Below are 21,120 nucleotides of genomic sequence, written 5' to 3'. Positions count from 1 at the left end.
GACCCCTTCGTTGTCGGCGTGGTCGTCAGTCTTGCGGAGCTTACTGTCGGGCGGTCGAGTCACCGTTGCGCTGTGATAGTTCACGGATATCGACGGTGACATTCTTCATAATGCGATCATGTCAGATCTCGCTTTTCCAGCAACGATGTGACTCGCCAGTAGCACTGTGCTGTCATCTGGCTGGTCACATTGTCCGGTGCGCCGTATGCTCGGCGTTGTCGGACGGATTGCCCAGGGTCGGGCAATCCGGATCCGATTGCCGAAATCAATGTTGATTTCGGAATCTTCTGTTCTCGCGATCGCGTGGAACGGAATTCCCGCATCATCTGCCCGCAGCCATTGTCGTGCCAGCCGGGGAGTTCGTGCTGCCCGTCTCTGTCGAAAGGACCGCTACGGTGAATTCTTCCCGATTACGCGCCCTTGGAGCCGCCCTTCCGGCCGGCGAATACACCACTTCGGAAGTACTGAGTCGGATGACGAGCGGCGGCGAGTTCGACGTCGAGCGAATTACCGGCATCGGTCATCGCTATATGGTCGACCGCACCAGCGAGGACACCCTGACCCTGGGCGCGCGGGCCGCGCAGGACGCGCTGGCGAAGTCCGGATTGGACGCCGCCGACCTGGACATCATCATTTGCGGTGGCACCACCGTGCACGACGGATTCCATATGGTCTTCGAACCGTCGGCAGCACAGGAGATCGCCCGGCGCATCGGCGCGGTCAATGCCTCCGGTTATGACGTGGCGAATGCCTGCGGCGGCACCATGACCGGAATCTATCTGCTGGACAATCTGATTCGCGCCGGTGCGGTGCGCAATGGCATGGTCGTCACGCCCGAGGTGATCTCACCGGTGACCGAGGGCGCACTCGCCGAGGCCATCGATGTGCGCGATCCGCAGTTCGCCGCACTCACTCTCGCGGATGCCGCGGTCGCGATCGTTCTGGACCCCGCGGTGGACGAGGAAGACGTGCTGCACTACGTCGATCTGACGACCTGCGCCGAGTACTCGCCATTGTGTATTGCCAAACCGAGCGATGCCAGCGAGAACATGATCATGTTGACCGACAATCTCACCATGCAAGCCGCGCCGCGCCGGGAAACATGGGCGAAATTCCACAGCGATATCCTCGCAAAGCGCGGCACCACATTCGCCGACGAGAAGTTCGACTTCATCGTGTTCCACCAGCTCGGCGTCGGATTCACCGAGAAGCTCGCCGAATCCGGCAGCAAGATTCACGGCACCGCGATGCCGCCGCGGCTGGCGACCGTCGAAAAGTATGGCAACACCGGGGCAAGTACGCATTTCCTGGTGCTGCACGACTACATTTCCCGAGGCGAGATCCCGAAGGGGGCCAAAATCTGTTTCGTGCCGACGGCCTCCGGAATGGTCTTCGGTGTCCTTTCGGCAACTATCAGCGCATTGGTGGGATGAAATGACATTCATTATTCGGCGGTCCGCCGTCAGCGCCGACCCCACCCTGGGTTCCATCGACCACGCCGTGCGGGCGGCCGGGGAGTGCCTCTCCGGCGCGGGCGTCGAGCCGAACGATATCGACGTGCTGATCAATGTCGGCGTCTACCGCGACAGCAATATCGTCGAACCGTCCAATGCGGCGCTGATCCAGAAGGAATTGGGGATGCACCTGGACTACCAGGCCGGCTCCTCGCGGGCGGGTTTCTCGCTCGATCTGCGCAATGGGGCCTGCGGCGTGCTCAACGCATTGCAGGCCGCGGGTGCGCTGCTGGAGAACGGCACGGTCGAGCGGGTGCTGATCGTCGGCAGCGACGCCCACCCCGGCGGCGTCGGACACGTGCCGGCCGACTTCCGCTATGCCGCGGTCGGTGCCGCGTTGCTGGTGACCAAGGGGATCGATGAGGGCACCGGCTTCGACCGCGTGCATATTCCGGCGCCGCTGCCACGCGCGGTCGGCACCCATCCCGGTGTCGCCGGGTACCTCGATCTGAAGGAGATGGGTAACCACGGGCAGCGCTCGATCACCGTCGATGTCGCCGACGACTACGCCGAATTGGTCAGCGGCGCAGCGTTTGCCGCGGTCCGGCCGTACCTGGCCGAACGCCCGGAGGGGCAGCGCGTACTGGTCACCAATAATCCGGTACCCGACTTCGCGGCCACCCTGGCGAGCGAATTCGGTTTAGCCCGAGCCCATCAGGCCGCGACCGGCGACCTGGACGCGGGCAGCTCGGGCTTGATCATCGGTTACCACCAGTTGCTCGAGGCCGGTGAACTGTCGGCCGGTGACGAATTGCTCCTGGTCGCCGCGGGATCCGGTCCGATCGCCGGCTGCGTGAGCTACACCGTTCCCGCCGGCGGTGCTGGGTGAGCCGGGAGCCCGCAGATCTGAGCGCGCTTTTGGCGCATCAGATCCGGCAGCGCGCCGACCTGCCAGCGATCAGCTATCCGACGGTCGCGCATCCCGAACGTGCCGAGCGCGCAACGGATCTCGACTTCGCGGTGCTGACCTTCGCCGAACTCGGCGCGCGGGTCGAGGCCTATGCCGCGGCCTTCGAACGGATCGGAATCAGCAAGGGCGTCAAGACCATTGTCATGGTCAAACCCGATCCCGATCTTTTCGCGGTGATCTTCGCGCTGTTCCGGGTCGGTGCGGTGCCGGTGGTGGTGGATCCGGGCATGGGCGTGCGTCGTATGCTGCACTGCTTCCGCAGTGTCGGTGCGGAGGCGTTCATCGGAATTCCGCTTGCGCATCTGGTTCGGCTGGCGGCGCGGCGCACCTTCGTTTCGGTGCGGGTGCATGTGACGGCCGGACGCTCGTTCTGGGGTGGGCACACCTTACTCGCCATGCGGCAGACGCCCGGTGCGGCTGCACCCGAAATCACCCATGGACCAGACGATCTGCTGATGATCGCCTTCACCACCGGCAGTACCGGACCGGCCAAGGGCGTCGAGTTCACCAGGGCCGGATTCGCCGCTTCACTGCGGGTGATCGAGCAGTTGCATGGTCGCCCAACGGGTTTCGTCTCGCTCACCTCGGTGCCGCTGTTCGGCATCTTCGATCTGCTCCAGGGTGCGCATGTGGTGCTCGGGCCGGTCGATCCAGTGCGGGTGTCGAAGGCCGATCCGGCCTTGCTTACCGATGTGGTCCAGAGTTTCCAGGCCACAGATGTCACCGCATCGCCCGCGCTGCTCGGTCCGCTCGGCGAATATCTGAGAAGAACCGGGATCACGCTGCCGAGTCTGGTTCGTGTCATCTCCATGGGGGCACCCGCGAATCTCGATGCGCTGGAAGGGGTTAGGGCCGCTCTCGGTGAGTCCGCACGGGTCTTCACCACCTACGGTGCGACCGAGGCCTTGCCGCTGACCACCCTCGAATGGTCCGAACTCGACGAAACCCGCAAGCAGACCGCCGAGGGCGCGGGCACCTGCGTCGGCCGCCCGATCGCGGAATCCGACAGCGATACCAGGGTACGGATCATCGCCGTCTCCGATGACGAAATCCCCACCTGGCGCGACGACCTTGTGCTGTCACCAGGCCAGATCGGCGAAATCGTCGCCACCGGTGCGCAAGTCAGCACCGCCTATCACCGCAACCCGGCCGCCGATGCCCGCAACAAGATCGACGAGACCCGCCCGGACGGCACCGTGCGCCGTTGGCATCGCGTCGGCGATCTGGCCTGGCAGGACGAGTCCGGTCGGCTGTGGTTCTGTGGCCGCTCGGCGCAGCGGGTCCGCACCGCGGCCGGCGACCTGTTCACCGTGCAGTGCGAGCAGGTCTTCAACACCCACCCGGATGTGCACCGCACCGCGCTCGTCGGCGTCGGCGAGCCGGGTGCTCAGATCCCGGTGCTGTGCTTCGAATTGCGGTCCGGGGTGACGGAATCCGAGATCCCTCGGGTGCAGCGGGAGCTGTGGTCCATCGCGCGCGAGCGCGAATTCACCAGGTCCATCAAGGTATTTCGCGCCCATCCCGGGTTCCCGGTCGACATCAGGCACAACGCCAAGATCGGGCGCGAGGAATTGGCCGTATGGGCCGGAAAGGATGTGACGCCATGAAGGCTTTGGTCACCGGGGCGACCGGATTCCTCGGCAGCCATCTCGTCGACGCCGCGGTGGCGGCCGGTGATGAGGTACGTGCCATCGTCCGGCCGTCGAGCGATCTCGGCTACCTGTCGACGGTGCCCGAACTCGAAACGGTGGCAGGCGATCTCGGCGACTACGAATCGCTGATCACCGCCTGTAAGGGTGTCGATGTGGTGTATCACAGCGCCGGGCTGGTCGCCGAGGTCGGCAGCCGGGCGCAGTTCTGGGAGGCCAATGTCGAGGGCACCCGGCGGCTGATGAAGGCCGCGCAGGCGGCCGGTATCGGCCGGTTCGTCTTCGTCAGCAGTCCCTCGGTGGCGACCTCCTATGACACCGACCGCTTCGGTATCGACGAGTCCGAGCCATACGTGACCGCCCCGAAGAGTCTGTACGTGGAGACCAAGGCCGCCGCCGAACAGCTCGTCCTGGCCACCAACACCCCGGATTTCGTGACCTGCGCGCTGCGACCGCGGATGATCTGGGGACCGCGGTCCTCGGGCTGGATGACGCTGCTGCTGCGAAAGTTGAAGTCCGGCAAGCTGCCCGACCTCTCCGGCGGCAAGAACGTCATGGTGTCGATCACCTACTGCGAACATGCCGCGCAGGCTTGTCTGCAGGCAGCGCGCTCGGATCAGGTCGCGGGCAATGCCTACTTCCTCGCCGATCCCGAGGACATCGACCTCTGGAAGTTCGTCAAGGATCTCGCCGTCGCCTTGGACCTCACGCCACCGACCCGGACCATTCCCAAACCGGTATTCGACGCCGTCATAGCGGTTTTCGACACCATATGGCGAGTGCCGGCGATCAAGGAGCGCTACGCGCCGCCGCTGTCCAGCTGGACCACTGCGGCGCTGACCGTCTCCAGCACCTATGACACCAGTGCCGCCACCCGGGATTTCGGATACGCGCCGACTGTCTCGGTGGCCGACGGACTGGCGGCCTACGTCGACTGGGTCGGACAGATCGGCGGCGTCGACGCCGTCATCGCTCGCGGATGACAACCGACCCCCTCCATCGAGTGCGCGAAAGTCGATCCACGCCTAGGAGACTCCCATGATGACCACCCGGCTCGTCGGCCGCCCGACCGGCACGAATGCGGTGCCGACCGCACCAGGGGCCCTACCCCTCATCGGCCATTCACACCGCCTCGCGCGCAGGCCGTACCGCTTTCTGCAGACGCTGTCGGACCTCGGCCCCGTGGTGCGGGTGAAGATTCCGGGCTACGACACCTACGTCGTCACCGAACCGGACCTGATCCGCGAGGCCTTCGTCGGCCTGTCCGATCAGGGTTCGATGATCGATCGCGCGGAGGCGCTGCTCGGCACCGGCGTGACCGTGCTGTCGGGTCCGCAGCACAAGCGGGAACGCCGAATGATCGCCCCGGCTTTCGCTCGCGGCCGCATCGCGCAGTACGCCACCGTGATGACGCGTCTGGGCGCGGAACAGGCCGATGCCTGGCGCGACGGTCAAATGGTGGTCGTCGATACCGAGATGCACGATCTGGCGCTGCGCACTGTGGCGGGGGCGCTGTTCAGCGGCGACCTCGGCGCGGAGACCGGCGCGGAAATCCACGAGATGCTCACGCCGGTCATGACGTTGCTCGCGCGCCGAGTCACCCGCCCGGCCTGGATCGACAAGTTGCCATTGCCCAGCAACCGCCGCTTCGAAGGCCTTGTCGCCGGTATGAAGTCGGCGACCAGCAAGATCATCGCCGCCTACCGTGCGGACCTGGCCGCCGACCCGGACCTGGATCACGGCGACTTGCTGGACACCCTGATCAAGGCCCGCGACGAGGACGGTGTAGCGCTCACCGATGCCCAGGTGCACGACGAGCTGATCAACTTCCTGGTCGGCGGCACCGAGGCGACCGGCATGACGCTGTCCTGGGTGTTCCACGAGCTGGGCCGAAATCCCGAGCTGGAGGCCGCTTTCCACGCGGAGATCGATGCGGTGCTCGGCGGCCGCCCGGCCGAATTTGCCGATCTCGGTCGGCTCGATCTGACCAAGCGGATCGTCACCGAAACCCTGCGGATGTACTCGCCGTGGCTGACCGTCCGCGATGTGCCCGGGAACTATGAACTCGGCGGCAAGGCGTTGCCGGAGGGCGCCATGTTGCTGGTGTGTCCCGTTGCGGTGCATCGGGATCCGGCTATCTTCCCGAATCCCGATGAATTCGACCCGGACCGCTGGCTGCCTGCGGCAATGGAGTCCCGACCCAAGGGTGCGTACCTGCCATTCGGTATGGGCACCCGGCAGTGTCCGGGAAACGTGTTCTCGCTCACCGAGGTTGCCCTGCAGGTTGCTACGATCGGCGGGCGCTGGCGTCTGCGCCCGATGCCCGGTATCGCGGTGCAAGAGACGGTGATCGGCGCCTTGGTGCACCCGAAGTATCTGCCGATGCGGGTGGTGGCCAGGCAGGTGCAAACCGGGCACGTCGCGGATTCGTCAGGGAGCGAGCGCGGCGCGGCTTAACGAGTGATGAGGGTGTGGCGGTGTTCGAACTGACCAAGCTGACCATTTCGAGCGACCTGCAAGCAATCGCTACGCAGCGCGCAAAATGGATCCTCGGCGTCTTCGCCGGTCTCGCGCTGATAATGGGGATGCTCAGCTCGACGTTGTTCGACAAAGTGCAGGGCGGTGGCTACAGCGATCCCGGCGGTGAATCCAGCCGGGCCACCGAGATTTTGCGCGATACCTTCGGTCAGGCGCCGCCGAACTTCGTGCTGCTGGTGCACAGCGACACCTCGGTCGACGATCCTGAATCGGCAACGGCCGCAGTGAAATTGGCGCTGAAGCTGAAGGATGAGCCTGGTGTCGCCGGGGTCATGTCGTACTGGATGGACAAGTCGCCCGCGCTGCGCAGCGCTGACGGCAAATCAGGGCTGATCGTCGCGAGCATTCTCGGCGAGGAGGGTGCGGTCGACCAGAAGGTCGGCGGTCTGGCGGATCGCTACGGTGGCGCGCACGGGCCGGTGCAGGTGCGCGTCGGCGGTTACGCGATGTTGTTGCACGAAACCGTGCAGCAGAGCGAGAAGGACGCCATACTCGGCGAATCCATAGCCTTCCCGATCACTCTGATCGCCCTGCTGTTCGTATTCGGTGGTTTGGTGGCGGCGAGTCTGCCGCTGGTCGTCGCAGCGGTGACCGTGATGATCACCATGGGCGCGCTGTGGCTGATCACCCTGTTCACCGATCTCGCCGCCACCGCGAGCAATGTCGCCACTTTGCTCGGCCTCGGTCTCGCAATCGACTACAGCCTGCTGATCATCAGCCGCTACCGCGACGAACTGGCCGCAGGCGCCGCAACCGGTCCTGCCATCGCCGCGACCATGCGTTCGGCCGGACGTACCGTGGCCTTCTCCGCGGTCACCGTCGCGGTCGCGCTGTCGGGCCTGCTGTTCTTTCCGCTGCTCGCGGTGCGTTCCATGGGCTATGCCGGTCTGGCCGTCGCGGCGATCGCGGCCACGGTATCGCTGACCGTGCTGCCCGCGATTCTGCTGCTCCTCGGCAGCCGCATCGATCGCGGCCAACTCGGTTGGTTCTTCCGACCGCAACGCCCCGCGCCCGGTGAGGGCTTCTGGCATCGGCTCGCGGTATTCGTGATGCGCAAGCCGATGCCCATCGGCTTGGCGGTGGCGGTCTTTCTGCTGCTGCTCGGGACCCCGTTCCTCGGTGTGAAACTCGGTTTTCCGGACGAGCGGGCATTGCCGGAGTCGATGAACAATCGGCAGATCACCGAGACCATCCAGCGCGACTTCGCCGCCACCGACACCAATGGACTCTTCGTCGTTCTGCCCGACGGCAAATCCGGGCTGGACGCCTACGCCAGGAAACTCTCCGAAGTCGACAATGTCCGTCGCGTCGACACCGCCACCGGCAGCTACGCCCACGGCGGGCAACTCGCGCCGGCCATGGCACAGCACGCGCGCTTCGAAACCGAGGACGCCGCATATCTTTCGGTAACACCGGACACCAGCGATCCGGCGCTGCTGGATCGGGTGGCCAAGGAGTTGCGCGCCGTGCCCGCACCCGCACAGCGGTTGGTCGGCGGTATCGCGGCCGCGAGCGCCGATTCCCTCGATGCGGTGACCTCGGCGCTGCCCATCGCACTGGCCTACGTGGTGATCATCATGCTGGTCGTACTGTTCCTGCTGACCGGCAGCGTGGTGCTGCCGCTGGTAGCGATCGTGCTCAGCGCCCTCAGCCTCACCGCTACCTTCGGCGCGCTGGTCTGGATCTTCCAGGACGGGCATCTGTCCGGCCTGCTCGATTTCACCGTGACCGGCGACCTGCCGCCTACCGTGCCGGTCATGCTTTTCGGTGTCGCCTTCGGTCTGGCCATGGACTATCAGGTATTCCTGCTGTCACGGATCCTCGAAGAGTACGAACGCACCGGCAAGAACGAGTCCGCCGTTGCCCATGGCCTGGAGAAGATCGGCCGGATCGTCACCGCCGCCGCGATCCTGATCTCTCTGGTGTTCCTTGGATTCCTGGCCTCGGACATCACCTTCATGAAGTCCTTCGGCATCGGGCTGCCGCTGGCGGTGCTGGTCGATGCGACCCTGGTCCGCGGCTTCCTGTTGCCCGCGGTGATGAAACTGCTCGGCGACTGGAACTGGTGGGCACCCGGCCCGCTCGAAAAGCTGCACGAACGTTTCGGATTCGACGAAGGACCGTCCGTGCCCTCGCTGCCCGATCCGGAAGATCTGCGCCAGCCCGCCAGGGTATAGAAACGCCGATGGCCGTGCGGTATTCGGCCGCACGGCCATCAGTGCTGTTGGGACGGTTCAGATTCCGCCGGTCGACAGCAGTCCGCCGTCGACGCGGACCGTCTCACCGGTGATCCACTTGGCCTCATCCGAGACCAGGAAACCGATCAGCTGCGCCACATCCTCCGGCGTGCCGAGCCGCTTCATCGGATACACGCTCGCGGCACGCTCCTCATCCGCCGAGTACAACGCATCGGCGAACTTCGTCTTGACTACGCCCGGCGCCACCGCGTTCACCCGGATATTCGGGCCCAGCTGCCAGGCCAGTTCGTCGGTGAGCCGGATCAGCGCGGCCTTGGAAGCGCCGTACGCCGCGATCACGCCGGTCGAACGCAGCCCCGCGACACTGGCCACATTCACCACCGCACCGCCGTGCTCGCGCATCCACACCTTGTAGGCCTCCTGCACATAGCCGAGCGCGGCGACGACATTGACGTCGAAGATCTTGCGCACCGCCTCCAGATCGGCATCCATGAGCGAGCCGTAGACCGGATTGATGCCGGTGTTGTTGATCAGGATGTCCAGCGAGCCGAATTCCGAGACCACCCGACCCACCGCGGCGGCCCGGCTGTCCGGATCACCCGAATTGCCCGCCAGTGCGCTGACCTCGCCCCGATGACCGAGCGCCCGCAGCTCCGCGGCCGCCTCCTCGAGCGGTTCCGGCTTGCGGGCGGTGATCAGCACATTTGCACCCCGGCGCAGCAGTTCCGCCGCGACGGCCTTGCCGATGCCCCGGCTGGCTCCGGAAACGAGTGCGCTCTTGCCCAACAGATCGGTCGTCATGTGATGGCACGCTACCGCTGTTGAAATCCGCCGAATGGGCCCGGTCGGTTTTTGCGCGATTTCGAGCCGGAAAGACTGTTCCCACCGGCGGGGACCCGATGGTCAGGGGAGGGCGTCTAGCTGCGATTAAGCTGCCGGAGAGGTATCGACGGAAGGTGAGATATGGCTGACGACGTCGACACATCGCTGCCGCCGCGTCCGGATGCACCTATCCTCAACGCCTTCGTCAGCCACATAGAGACGGTACTGGCGAAGTTGGTGAAGGCGGTCGGCAACGGCTCGGCGAAGTCGATTACGGTCGAGGGTCTGAACGGCCTGGGGGAGTCGCAGCTGAAGGACGGCGATCTCGTCAAGAAATACTCTGCCAAACAGGACGACGATACGAAATATAAAGACGATCTGAACTCGCTGGACAGCAACATCGCCCAGATCGCGGCGAAATCGGCCGATGTGTCCAACACCGTGACCAAGGAGGTCACGAAACTGGTGAGCGACATCAAGGAAATTATGGCCAGTGTGCCGAATCTGACTGATGTGGCGCTGCCACGCAGCATCGAGTTGCAGATGTCCGCCATCAACCAGATCGATGAGAAAGTCGACAATGCGGCGAAGGCAGTTTCGACCGCGTACGACGCACTGGACGATCACGCCGGAAAGATCACCGACCCGGAATCGGACCACAGCGGAAGTGCCCCGAATTCGATCGGTAGCGGCAACCAGTTCCCCGCCTATACCGGGAGCGGTGGAAACCGCCGCAACTCCACCGGACCTGCAGGTCTTGGCAACAGCGCAAGTGCCCAACCCATCGGCGCAGGTCAGAGGGTGACGGCCAGCGAGATCTATAAGTATCTCCTCAGCAAGGGCTTCACACCGGAGCAAGCGGCGGGCATCTTGGGCAATATGCAGGTCGAATCGGGTTTCGATACCGGTGCATACAACCCCGGCGAGGGAGCCATCGGCCTCTGCCAGTGGGAAGGCGGCCGACGGACGAATCTCGAGGCGTTCGCCGCCGCTCAGGGCAAGTCGGTCACCGACTGGCACGTCCAGGTCGATTTCATGATGCACGAACTGCAGGGCACCGAATCGGGTGCGTACGGACAGATCAAGGCTGCGAACTCGGCAGGTGCCGCGGCGGCGGCGTTCGATCAGTACTACGAACGCAGCTCCGGTGAGGCCCGCGGCCAGCGCGTCGCGAATGCCAACAGCATCGCATCGAGCATGGCAGGCGTCGCGGCCTAGCGCGGAGCCGCGGAGTTAGCGCGGTCACACCTGGATCGCGGGTGTCGGTAGCATCTCCGGGGCCGGGTAAAATCGGTGGTTCTTGTGCGTGTTCGCGTCGCACAATCGAGCAAGCAACCGATCAGCACCACGTACCCGTAGGAGAAGCCTGTGATCACCGCGACGGACCTGGAGGTCCGGGCCGGAGTCCGCACCCTGCTGTCGGCCCCCGGGCCCGCGCTGCGGGTGCAGGCCGGCGACCGGATCGGACTGGTCGGACGCAATGGCGCGGGCAAGACCACCACGCTGCGCATTCTGGCAGGGGAGGGCGAGCCCTACGCCGGAAAGATTTTGCGCTCGACCGATATCGGCTATCTCCCGCAGGATCCGCGCGAGGGCAATCTGGACGTGCTCGCCCGCGATCGCGTGCTCTCCGCTCGCGGCCTGGACACCCTGTTGCGTGATATGGAGAAGCAGCAGGCGCTGATGGCCGAGGTGGTCGATGATGCCGAACGCGAGAAGGCGGTGCGCAAGTACGGTCGGCTGGAGGAACGCTTCTCGGCGCTCGGCGGCTATGTGGCCGAGAGCGAAGCGGCGCGCATCTGCAACAGCCTCGGCCTGCCCGACCGGGTACTCGGCCAGGCGCTGCGCACGCTCTCCGGTGGTCAGCGCCGCCGAATCGAGTTGGCGCGCATCCTGTTCGCCGCCTCCGACGGCAGCGGCGGGCGCTCGGACACCATCCTGCTGCTCGACGAGCCGACCAACCATCTCGACGCCGACTCCATCACCTGGCTGCGCGGCTTCCTGCAGAACCACGACGGCGGCCTGATCGTGATCAGCCACGATGTCGAACTGCTCGGCGATGTGGTGAACAAGGTCTGGTTCCTGGACGCGGTGCGCGGTGAGGCCGACGTCTACAACATGGGCTGGCAGAAATATTTGGACGCGCGTGCCACCGATGAACAGCGTCGCCGTCGCGAACGCGCCAATGCCGAGAAGAAGGCCGGCGCCCTGCGTGCCCAGGCCGCAAAACTCGGCGCCAAGGCCACGAAAGCCACTGCGGCACAGAACATGGCCAAGCGCGCGGACCGCTTGATGGCCGAACTCGACGAGGTGCGGGTGGCCGACAAGGTCGCGCGGATCAAATTCCCCGAACCCGCCGCCTGCGGCAAGACCCCGCTGATGGCCGAGAACCTGACCAAGGTCTACGGCTCGCTGGAGATCTTCACCGGCGTCGATCTTGCGATCGACCGCGGCAGCCGCGTCGTCGTACTCGGCCTCAACGGCGCGGGTAAGACCACGCTGCTGCGCCTGCTCGCCGGGGTGGAGACGCCGACGGCGGGCGGTCTCGTGCCCGGTCACGGGCTCAAAATCGGCTATTTCGCGCAGGAGCACGACACCCTCGACGATCAGGCCACGGTGTGGGAGAACATCCGCCATGCCGCACCGGATGCCGGGGAGCAGGAGCTGCGCGGACTGCTCGGTGCGTTCATGTTCTCCGGACCGCAGCTGGACCAGCCCGCAGGCACCCTCTCCGGCGGAGAGAAGACCCGTCTTGCGCTGGCCGGGCTGGTCTCCTCGGCGGCCAATGTGCTGCTGCTGGACGAGCCGACCAACAACCTGGACCCGATCTCGCGCGAACAGGTCCTCGACGCGCTGCGCACCTATGCGGGCGCGGTCGTCCTGGTCACCCACGACCCGGGTGCGGCCGAGGCGCTGTCCCCGGAAAGGGTGATCTTGCTGCCGGACGGCCAGGAAGACCACTGGTCGGCGGAATATTTGGAACTGATTCAGCTGGCCTGATCCGTGGTCGTCCGGCCGGAGTTTCGTTGCGGGCGGTAGGTTTTCACCTCGCGGGATCGGGTCTCCGGTGATATTCATCACAAAGACCCGTTGATCACAGCTTCTCGAGTGTCTAGCCTGGAATGACGCGGCTCGGCGACTCGGAGGAAGCCATGAGCGACAGGCCCACACAAGTCAAGGCCACACTGGGTAAGGGCACACGCGTCACGGGGAAATCACGAGACCGTTTGCAAACCCAGCTGAAGAAGCAGTACGAGGCGGGTGCCAGCATTCGATCGCTGGCCCGGTCGACCGGCCGCTCCTACGGGTTCATCCACAACGTGCTGGTGGAGTCGCACGTGCAGCTCCGCAGCCGCGGCGGTGCGAACCGCCGCAAGGGCCAGTAGCGTTCCTGGATGTGAACCCCGGTGTCGGCGAATGGATTTCGCCGACACCGAGCGGGATCGAGCGTGCTAATAGCCCGGCACCGTGGCATCGCCGTTGACCAGCAGGTTGGCGAGGCTGCGGAACATCGGCAGGCCCGTCTTGATCTCCAGATACGCGAACTGCCCCTGCGGGTTGACCTCGAGGAAGTAGTACTCGCCGTCGAGGCCGAGGCGTAGATCCAGCACGCCGAAGCTCAGGCCGAGCGCGCCCATCAGCGTGGCCAGCGACTTGCTGACCGAGGCGGGCAGATGCTCCGGTACGAAGTCGACACTGGTGTCCAGCCGGGAATCGACCCGGCCGACCCCGGACTGCGAGTCGATGCGCACCGCCCATTCGACGCCGTCCATCCACACCACACGCAGATCGCACTGCGCCTCGACGTAGTCCTGGAAGGTGGTCGGCGCGGAGCGGATGCCCGCGAGGCGGCCGAAGTCGGCCTTGGTAATGATCCGGGTTTCGGCGAATTCTGCGCGTCCGGTGCCGGTTCGCTTGTAAACCACCGAGCCCGAACGTGATTCGACGAAGCTTCGCGCCTCGTCCGGATCATTGGTGATAAGGGTTTCCGGGATGACGAAACCGGCTCGCCGCGCGGTCTCCAACTGGACGATCTTGCGGCTCGCGGTGCGATCGGCGCCGGGATCGTTGACCCAGTACGCCGGAATCGACCACAGCAGGCCCTGGATGAAGCCGTCGCATTCGGCTTGGCGGTAGGCATCGTCCGAGGCGCGCACGCCCGCCGGAACCTGTGCGGGATGCGGTCTGCGCCACCAGACCGAGCGGACGTCGTCGAGTCCGATCACATGGGACAGCGATCGCGTGGTGCCGTGCCGATCGAGCCGGAAACTTCCGGATTCGCGCGGGAAGTCGCGCAGGTCGAGCTGAATCGGGCTGAGCCCGTGGTGTTCTCGCAACGTCGCCGCCATCGCGGTTCCGTGCAGATCATCGGATTCGGAGACGATGAGGACCGAACCTGTCCGGCGCGCCGCCATGCGCAGTCCTGTTCAGTCGAGGCTGTCGCAGTTTATGCCGTCGTCGCTTGTCGCGAGCGATTTGGTTTGGCAGTAGGTGAAGGTCGCTCCACTGACGCCCGGACAATCGGCGAGCTGCAGGCTGTCGGCCCAGGATGCGGTGAGTTGTTGCAGCGCTTCATCTCCCAGTGCCGCGGAGGGCTCCTCGGCCAGCGTCATCGGCCGGTCGACGAGGTCGATGCGCAGGCGGCGGGTGAAATCGGCGGTGGCGCCGGGGCGGATATCCATCAGCACCGGGCGGCCGTCACGCTCGGTGGTCGCGCTGTCGGTCCAATCGAGGACCCGAAGTACATCGTCGCGGCGGAAGGTCCAGGTTCCTTCGGTCACTCTGACCGTGAAATCTCGTTCCGACTCGGCCACCAGCAGTCCCTGCAACGCGGGAACGCGGTCACCCGCCGGCCCGGTACCGGGGAGGTGGATTGCGTCGGTCATAGTGAGCTCTCCGATCTGCTCGCGATTTGCCAGGACCCCCGAGCGGGAACTGGATCATATCGCGCAAGGGGTCTCGCACGGTCCGGATCGCGAGATTTCACCGCCGCTGGCAAACCAGATTTCGGCTCGGGATGTGCTAGCGCCGAAAGTTTTTCGGTATATGCCCGACTAGGCTCCGGCAATCCGCGAGCTAATTCCGAACGGTTCGGCGCGGTCGATATTGCCCGGGATTGGCGGCCGTGCATCCGTTGGCGTGGATCTGCCCGCCGCGGTTCAAAGTCCGAGCAGATCCGGTTGTTCGGCGATGGCGCGCAAGCGTTCGCCGGGATCGGCGACCAGTTTGCGTACGGTGAGATCCATTATGCCGAGTACCACCTCGACCTCTGCTGCGACAGTACCGTCGAGCTTGCGCATCTCCTGGCGGATTCGGAAGATCTTGCCGCCGTCCCACTGGAATTCGCAGGTGACTGCGATCTCGTCGCCGCCGCGCAGTTCGCGTCGATACTTGATGTTGGTCTCCAACACGACCGGGCCGATGCCACCGGAGATCAGCTTGTCGCCGCCGATTCCGGCCGCCCGCAGCAGTTCCCAGCGGGCGTGCTCGGCGTACTGCAGATACACGGCCTGATTCAGATGGCCGAGGGTATCGAGTTCGTAGCCGCGGACGACGACGGGAACGCTGAAGGTCATAGTCGGTCGAACCCTCGCGCGCGCGAGGATTGTTCCCGTTTCCGGCTGATGCCTGCGCCACAGTCGGTGGGCCGCGCGCATATCCCGTCGTGATTCATCCGCATCCGTCGTTGCGAGGCGAACGTCACTGCCGGTTCGCGTTGCGTTCGGCCCACCACTCGGGCGACTCGACGAACCAGTTGTCGTATTCCTCCTGGGATGCCGCCAGTTCTTCGAAGGTGGCCTCACCCTTGACCAGCCGGTCGAGCAGGCGGAAGTAGCCGAAGCGCTCCACCGCGGGCATCAGGGCGATCAGGATCCGCGCGGAGCTGTCCGGGGTGGCGCCGAAGGCGTGCGGCATGAGCTTGGGGACGACGATCGATCCGCCTGCTCCGACGGTGACGATCTTGTCCCCGGCCAGTACCTGCAGTTCGCCGTCGGCGACGTAGAACAGCTCGTCCGACTTGGTGTGGTAGTGCGGTGCCGCGCCGTCTGCGCCCTTGTTCATATCGACCTCCAGGTGGCTGACCGCGCCGCCCGCCTCGTTCGAGTCGATGAGCAGGCGCATGGTGACCGAGGGGGTCACCAGCGTCTCGGCATCCTGCGGCTGGCGGATGGCGAAGTTGCGGTCGGTGGTGGCGTTCACGATGCTCTCCAATTGATTCGTTGATTGATAATTCGCTACCGAACTATATAGCAGCGAATAGAATCTTGTCCATGGGTGAGATGGAACGGGATCCGGTGGATACGATCGTCGAGCAGTGGCGGCGGGAGCGGCCGGACCTCGAGCTGGAGGCGATGGGCGTGATCGGGCGGCTGGGTCGGCTGCTCGTGGTCGCGCAGCGGGATATCGAGGCGGTCTTCATTGCGCACGGGCTGCAGCGCGGCGAGTTCGATGTGCTTGCCGCACTGCGTCGTTCGGGCGAGCCGTTCGAATTGAACCCGTCGGTGCTCGCCGACACGCTGATGCTGTCGCGCGCCGGAATGACCGGGCGGCTCGACCGTTTGGAGTCGGCGGGGTTGGTCCGGCGCATCGCGGATGCGCAGGATCGTCGCGCCATCCGGGTGGCGCTCACCGAGACGGGACGCACGCTGATCGACAAAGTCGTCACCGCGCATACCGAGAACGAAACCAGGATGTTGTCGGTGCTTTCGGCGAAGGATCGCCGCGACCTGGATCGGATCGCCCGGGTACTGCTCGGCAGCCTCGAGGGTGGCGCGAAATAGGGTAGTTCGCTACTCGGGTGCTGGCTCGGTCATGGGTTCACCATGGGGTGATGATCGACATCATCACCCTCCGCGGCACGGGTGAACCGCGGAATACCAATGGGACGCCCGCCGGCATGCTGCACGATGTCACGAAACTGCTTGATCCCGGCCGTTTCACCGCTTTCGAGCCGGATTGGCCCGCTTCGGTCGGGCTGAGCCCGGATCTGTGGGGCCCTTCGCTGGATACCTCGATCCGGCTCGGTGTCGCGGCGGGCGTGAAAGCGATTCAGGACTCACCGAATGTCTGCGGGTTGTTGAGTTATTCGCTCGGAAGTATCTGCGCGAGCAGGATTCTGGAGGGAGTGCGGTCGGGTAAGTACAAGAACACCGACGGCTCGCCGCTGGAAATCGCCTTCGCCGTCAATATCGCCAACCCACTGCGCAAACGTGGCCAGTCGGTCGGCAATCTGTGTCCGGCAACGACTTACGGCCTGCATGGGGAACGCGGCGCCTGGCCCGCACTCGATGTCAAGGAGTACGCGAATCCGGGCGATATCATCACCGCGTCACCGGGCGACTCGCCGCTGCGGGTGATCGATGTCGGCATCTCGCCGTTCTCGTTCGTCGAAGGCGCCCGCATCGGTAATGTGGCCCCGCTGATCTTCGCCGAATTGCTGCGTTTCCTGATGAACGATCCGATCGGCAATCTCGATCGCTATGCGACCGCGGTCAATGGTGTCATCGGCTATCTGACGCCGTGGCCGGACGGTCAGCACGTGCTCTACTCCGGACACAATATGCCCGGTACGAATGTCCTGTGGACGACCCATGCCGCCGACTATCTGAACGCCAACTACTGATCTGCCGGGGGCGTTTCGTACCTGAAGTCGGGGAAATCCGGACGGGTGCGCCGATTCGGGTTGTTACCTGCGTCGATGTGCGTTGTAGCGTGCGTCACAGTCCCTAATTCGCTGGAAGGATGCGGTGTACTCGGGTGGTCGCGTCGTAGAGTCTGAATTCGCTGATGCGTCATCGGGTTTCGATCGAGGGGTCATGGAGGCGTCCGTGGCTTCCCCGACGGCGGGGAGGCGACAGGTCGTCCCCTTTTCGGCCTGTACCCGTGCCGTCGGCCAGCGAGGGCGCGGTCTCGGATAGTCGGCGTCGCCGGGATGGGTCCACCATCATCCCCACTTTCCCGGCGGCGCCGTACTCGAGCTGTTCGGCTCAGTCACCCTGCGCGGCAGCGGAAATCGGTTGCCATTCGCGCCAGAGCGCCAGGCGGGATTCGTATTCCGCGGTGGCGATGGTCAACGGGGCCGCGCCGAGGAAAATACGCAGCGGCGGCTCGGACGCGTCGACGACCGCGAGGATGGCGGTGCCAGTGGCGGCCGGATCGCCTTGGCGCACCGCCGCACGCTGGGCGGCGCGTGCCGCCCTGGCCGCATCGTAGGCCGGGAGCGGGGTGGCATGCCGGGACGAGGGGCCTGCCCAGTCGGTGCCGAATCCGCCCGGTTCGACCAGGGTGACGTGGATGCCGAAGGGGGCTACCTCCTGCGCGAGTGCTTGGGAGAAGCCTTCGAGCGCCCACTTCGACGCGTGATATGCGCCCAGGTTCTGGAACGCGGCGATGCCGCCGATGCTCGAGACCTGGATGATGTGGCCGCTGCCCTGGGCTCGCAGGATCGGCAGCGCTGCCTGGGTGACCCACAGTGCGCCGAAGACGTTGGTTTCCAATTGTGCGCGGAACTCGTCCTCGCTGAGTTCCTCGATCATGCCGAACTGACCGTAGCCGGCATTGTTGATCACGATATCGAGTCGCCCGAATCGCTCGGCGGCCTGCTGTACCGCGGCGAAATCGCCGTCCCGATCGGTGACGTCCAGGCGCAGTGGCAGGAAGGTATCCGGATACTTGGCGACGAGATCGTCGAGTGCGCTGGTATCGCGCGCCGTACCGGCCACTCGATCGCCGCGCTCCAATGCGGCGAGTGCCCATTCACGGCCGAATCCTCGCGAGACTCCGGTGATGAACCAAACTTTGCTCATGCGTCCCACGCTAGCGACCTGGAGTGCACTCCAAGCAAGTATTCAACGCCGGTGCAGCGTAACCGGCAGCGCCGAGGGCGACAGGACGAAGTCTCGATTGGAGGCGCGCACCGTGTAGTTCGGGTCGGGTGTCGGGCGCCAGCGGGCCAGCAGTGCGGCGGCGGCGAGGCCGATCTCGATCATGGCGAAATGGTCGCCGAGGCAGCGGCGGCGGCCGACGCCGAACGAGAGGTTGGCCTTCTTATCGATATCGGCGGCCCGCTCGGGCGACCAGCGTTCCGGGTCGAACGATTCCGGATCGGCGTAATAGCGCTTGTGGTGCTGAACCAGGTAGGGCGAGAACATGATTGCCGTGCCGTCCGGAACGGTGAGTCCGCCGATGGTGACGTCGCCGTCAGCAGTACCCGCGCTGATCCACGGCCCCCAGAACCGGAGTGTCTCTGCCACAACCTGTTTCAGGTAGGGGAGTGCGCCGAGATGATCGGCGCGGACCAGGCCCGTTCCGACGACGTCGTCGAGTTCGGCATACAACCGCTCGGCGATGTGCGGGCGGCGCATGACCTCGTGCCAGAGCCAGCCGGTAAGCGATGCCATCGAGCCGACGCCGCCGGCCAGCATGAGGATCGCTTCGTCGATGATGTGCTCATCGGACAGCGTCGCGCCGGTCTCGCTGTCGGTGTGCCGGATGAGCGCCGAGACCACATCGTTGAAATCCTCGTCACGGCGGCGGTATTCGGCGATAACAGCACCGATGGCCGTGCGCAGGTGGCGAGCCTTGGTGCGCCAGCGCCAGTTCGAGATGAGCCGCAGTCGGCGCACATGAGGGGGAAGCGCGGTGCGCAGAATGACCTGACTGAGCAGCCATGGGACGCTGTCCCGGATCTCGCGGCGTGCGTTATCACTGAACTCGGCGGTGAACAGTGTCGAGGAGACCGTGTCGAGGATCAGGCCGTGCGCCTCGTCCATCAGATTCACTCGTCCGCCCGAAGGCAGTCCCGCCGACCAGGTTTCGGCGATATCGGCCGCCGACCGCGTGTATTCGGCGAGCCGGCTCTGCCGCAGCGCGGGCGAGATCATGCGCCGCCGCAGCTTGTGTTCCTCACCGCGCAGAACATTGACAGATCCACCCGCGACATCCTCGATGGCCTCACGCAGATCGTCCCGATTGAGTTCGGCATCGCCGAGCCCGACCTCGCGCACGAGATCCGGTGTGGTGAGCAGATATCCGGTCTTCTGGCCGAAGCGGAGGCGCACGATCGGGCCGAGATCGGCCAGCGAGGTGACGAAGCCCGGAGCGTCGCGCAGGGCCCGCAGACTGTGGCCGACCAGTGGCAGTTGACCAGGTGCGGTGGGTACTTCCGAAAGCGATTGCGGCATGACCAGTTCCGGGCTGCGCGCGGACTCGGCCCGAGCCTGTCGATATATTTCGAGCACGGTCCCGATGTGCTGTGACTGGAGCACCGAGTCGCCGTATTTACCGAGGATCTGGCGCATTTCCGCGAGCGTGGTGCGATCGACGGCGAGCTCGGCGATGGTGTCGGCGATCGCGACCGGCGACGGATCGGCGGTGCGAATGCCGCCACCGGCAGGGACCGATTCGTCGAGATCGGGATCGCAGTAGATGATCGGCAGGCCGACCGCCACCGCCTCCAACAGGACCATGCCTTGTGTGTCGAAACCGTTGGAGGGGAACAGCAGTGCGTCGCCTTCGGACATGGCAGCGAGGCATTCGGCCTGCGTGGCCCTGCCGTGCAAGCGGATTCGGTCGGCGAGTCGATATTCGGTGATGGCGGCGGCCGCCTGGATCTGCAGGTCGCCGTCACCGTAGACGTCGAGAGTGCAGTCGTCGAGATACCGCACCGCCTCGATCGCGGCGAGGAGCCGCTTCTCGGCCGACAGCCGCCCGCACCAGATCAGCCGCAGTGGCGCTTCGATGACGTGCTCGAAAATCGGTGCGCCGCTGATGTTTTCGATGAGCTCGTCATCGACACCGTTGGATACCACGCGAAGCGGCCGGGTCAGACCGTGGGCGAGCAGTTGGTCGGCGAAATGCCGGGTCGGCGCGATGACCCGATCCGCGGCTTGGGCCTGACCGACGATCGTCCACCAGGCATGGCGTGCCGCACGGCTTTCGGCGCGGTGCGGCATGTGCTGATCGTGCGGTACGAACCGGCCGTGCAGGGCGCGCAGGGCCAGCGCCGCCGGATACGGTGCGGGCGAGGTGTTCTCGATGAACGCGTCGTCGCGGCTCTGAGCCGTGTGGATCAGCGGAATCCGGTGTCGCCGTGCGGCTTTCATGCCGGCAATGGCGACACCGTAGGTGGTATGGGTGTGCACGAGGTCGATCGGGCCGCGTGCGGCGAAGGCGGCGTCGATGAGTTCGGCATTGTGCGTCGTCGGCAGCACGACCGGGAATCCGTTCACCGCGAGACCACCGGCGGCGCGCAGCGGCACCACATTCGGGAGTTCACCGGCACCCGGCTGCGGCGCGACGAACAGGGTGACGTGGTGACCTGCGCGTTCGAGTCCACGGCACAGCGAAGCGACGGCGGTCTGGACTCCACCGAGGGTGGCCGGGTGGTAGTCCATGAACATCGCTATGTGCACAATGGCACTGTACTGACACATCGCCGCCGCGCGGAGCCCTTAATTCTGTGGAATATCCGGTCGGCGTCGTCAGGG

At 65.3% G+C, this 21,120-nt stretch carries 18 protein-coding genes; 11 read left to right on the top strand and 7 right to left on the bottom strand.

Features of this window, described 5'->3' with window-relative positions:
* Positions 1-395 precede the first annotated feature (395 nt).
* From ACIBW7_RS07275 to ACIBW7_RS07250, 6 genes are read left to right on the top strand one after another with little or no spacing between them, the layout of a single operon-like run.
* Positions 396-1,433: a 3-oxoacyl-ACP synthase III family protein gene (locus tag ACIBW7_RS07275; RefSeq protein ID WP_397045015.1), complete on the top strand. Its 1,038-nt coding sequence runs from the start codon at positions 396-398 to the stop codon at positions 1,431-1,433.
* Between the two features lies 1 nt (position 1,434).
* The gene (locus ACIBW7_RS07270; protein ID WP_397045014.1) at positions 1,435-2,343 is read left to right on the top strand and encodes a hypothetical protein; all 909 of its coding nucleotides are present in this window, start codon (positions 1,435-1,437) and stop codon (positions 2,341-2,343) included.
* On the top strand, positions 2,340-4,031 hold the full coding sequence (locus ACIBW7_RS07265; RefSeq protein ID WP_397045012.1) for a fatty acid CoA ligase family protein: 1,692 nt from the start codon (positions 2,340-2,342) through the stop codon (positions 4,029-4,031). The genes ACIBW7_RS07270 and ACIBW7_RS07265 overlap by 4 nt, the downstream gene beginning before the upstream one ends.
* Positions 4,028-5,056: an NAD-dependent epimerase/dehydratase family protein gene (locus ACIBW7_RS07260; RefSeq protein WP_397045010.1), complete on the top strand. Its 1,029-nt coding sequence runs from the start codon at positions 4,028-4,030 to the stop codon at positions 5,054-5,056. The genes ACIBW7_RS07265 and ACIBW7_RS07260 overlap by 4 nt, the downstream gene beginning before the upstream one ends.
* A gap of 55 nt (positions 5,057-5,111) precedes the next feature.
* Complete coding sequence (locus ACIBW7_RS07255) at positions 5,112-6,530, top strand: cytochrome P450 (RefSeq protein WP_397045008.1); 1,419 nt, start codon at positions 5,112-5,114, stop codon at positions 6,528-6,530.
* Positions 6,531-6,550: 20 nt separating this feature from the next.
* The gene (locus tag ACIBW7_RS07250) at positions 6,551-8,788 is read left to right on the top strand and encodes an MMPL family transporter (RefSeq protein ID WP_397045006.1); all 2,238 of its coding nucleotides are present in this window, start codon (positions 6,551-6,553) and stop codon (positions 8,786-8,788) included.
* Between the two features lie 57 nt (positions 8,789-8,845).
* Here ACIBW7_RS07250 and ACIBW7_RS07245 read toward each other — a convergent pair whose 3' ends face one another.
* Positions 8,846-9,610 carry an SDR family oxidoreductase gene (locus ACIBW7_RS07245; RefSeq protein ID WP_397045005.1) on the bottom strand — a complete coding sequence of 255 codons (765 nt, stop codon included), beginning with the start codon at positions 9,608-9,610 and terminating at the stop codon, positions 8,846-8,848.
* Positions 9,611-9,772: 162 nt separating this feature from the next.
* Here ACIBW7_RS07245 and ACIBW7_RS07240 point away from each other — a divergent pair, with 162 nt between their 5' ends.
* The 3 genes from ACIBW7_RS07240 to ACIBW7_RS07230 all read left to right on the top strand — a co-directional run bounded on the left by ACIBW7_RS07240 (position 9,773) and on the right by ACIBW7_RS07230 (position 13,017).
* The gene (locus ACIBW7_RS07240; protein WP_397045003.1) at positions 9,773-10,849 is read left to right on the top strand and encodes a phage tail tip lysozyme; all 1,077 of its coding nucleotides are present in this window, start codon (positions 9,773-9,775) and stop codon (positions 10,847-10,849) included.
* Between the two features lie 150 nt (positions 10,850-10,999).
* Positions 11,000-12,631 (top strand): ABC-F family ATP-binding cassette domain-containing protein, encoded by a 1,632-nt coding sequence (locus ACIBW7_RS07235; protein WP_397045001.1) that lies wholly within the window; start codon positions 11,000-11,002, stop codon positions 12,629-12,631.
* A 152-nt stretch (positions 12,632-12,783) separates the two neighbouring features.
* The gene (locus tag ACIBW7_RS07230) at positions 12,784-13,017 is read left to right on the top strand and encodes a helix-turn-helix domain-containing protein (protein ID WP_062991895.1); all 234 of its coding nucleotides are present in this window, start codon (positions 12,784-12,786) and stop codon (positions 13,015-13,017) included.
* A gap of 66 nt (positions 13,018-13,083) precedes the next feature.
* On the opposite strand, the gene ACIBW7_RS07225 is transcribed toward ACIBW7_RS07230, so the two are convergent.
* The 4 genes from ACIBW7_RS07225 to ACIBW7_RS07210 form a co-directional block, all read right to left on the bottom strand.
* Complete coding sequence (locus ACIBW7_RS07225; RefSeq protein ID WP_397044999.1) at positions 13,084-14,046, bottom strand: hypothetical protein; 963 nt, start codon at positions 14,044-14,046, stop codon at positions 13,084-13,086.
* Positions 14,047-14,058: 12 nt separating this feature from the next.
* Positions 14,059-14,517 (bottom strand): hypothetical protein, encoded by a 459-nt coding sequence (locus tag ACIBW7_RS07220; RefSeq protein ID WP_397044997.1) that lies wholly within the window; start codon positions 14,515-14,517, stop codon positions 14,059-14,061.
* A 273-nt stretch (positions 14,518-14,790) separates the two neighbouring features.
* Positions 14,791-15,207 carry an acyl-CoA thioesterase gene (locus ACIBW7_RS07215; RefSeq protein WP_397044995.1) on the bottom strand — a complete coding sequence of 139 codons (417 nt, stop codon included), beginning with the start codon at positions 15,205-15,207 and terminating at the stop codon, positions 14,791-14,793.
* Between the two features lie 124 nt (positions 15,208-15,331).
* Positions 15,332-15,754, bottom strand: a complete 423-nt coding sequence (locus ACIBW7_RS07210) for a cupin domain-containing protein (RefSeq protein WP_397045748.1) — start codon at positions 15,752-15,754, stop codon at positions 15,332-15,334.
* Between the two features lie 149 nt (positions 15,755-15,903).
* On the opposite strand from ACIBW7_RS07210, the gene ACIBW7_RS07205 reads away from it, so the two are divergent.
* Both ACIBW7_RS07205 and ACIBW7_RS07200 read left to right on the top strand, forming a co-directional pair.
* Entirely contained in the window at positions 15,904-16,413 is a 510-nt protein-coding gene (locus ACIBW7_RS07205) for a MarR family winged helix-turn-helix transcriptional regulator (RefSeq protein ID WP_397044993.1), read from the top strand.
* A 50-nt stretch (positions 16,414-16,463) separates the two neighbouring features.
* On the top strand, positions 16,464-17,255 hold the full coding sequence (locus ACIBW7_RS07200) for a hypothetical protein (protein ID WP_397044991.1): 792 nt from the start codon (positions 16,464-16,466) through the stop codon (positions 17,253-17,255).
* Between the two features lie 364 nt (positions 17,256-17,619).
* On the opposite strand, the gene ACIBW7_RS07195 is transcribed toward ACIBW7_RS07200, so the two are convergent.
* Together ACIBW7_RS07195 and ACIBW7_RS07190 are read right to left on the bottom strand one after the other, a co-directional pair.
* Positions 17,620-18,438, bottom strand: a complete 819-nt coding sequence (locus tag ACIBW7_RS07195; RefSeq protein ID WP_397044990.1) for an SDR family oxidoreductase — start codon at positions 18,436-18,438, stop codon at positions 17,620-17,622.
* Between the two features lie 42 nt (positions 18,439-18,480).
* The gene (locus ACIBW7_RS07190; RefSeq protein ID WP_397044988.1) at positions 18,481-21,045 is read right to left on the bottom strand and encodes a cytochrome P450; all 2,565 of its coding nucleotides are present in this window, start codon (positions 21,043-21,045) and stop codon (positions 18,481-18,483) included.
* Positions 21,046-21,120: the final 75 nt, after the last annotated feature.

Origin of the sequence: Nocardia sp. NPDC049526 (genome assembly GCF_044465765.1) — a bacterium.
Lineage (GTDB): Bacteria > Actinomycetota > Actinomycetes > Mycobacteriales > Mycobacteriaceae > Nocardia.
Note: the sequence above shows the minus strand (reverse complement) of the source record. Positions and strands in the feature narration are given on the sequence as shown.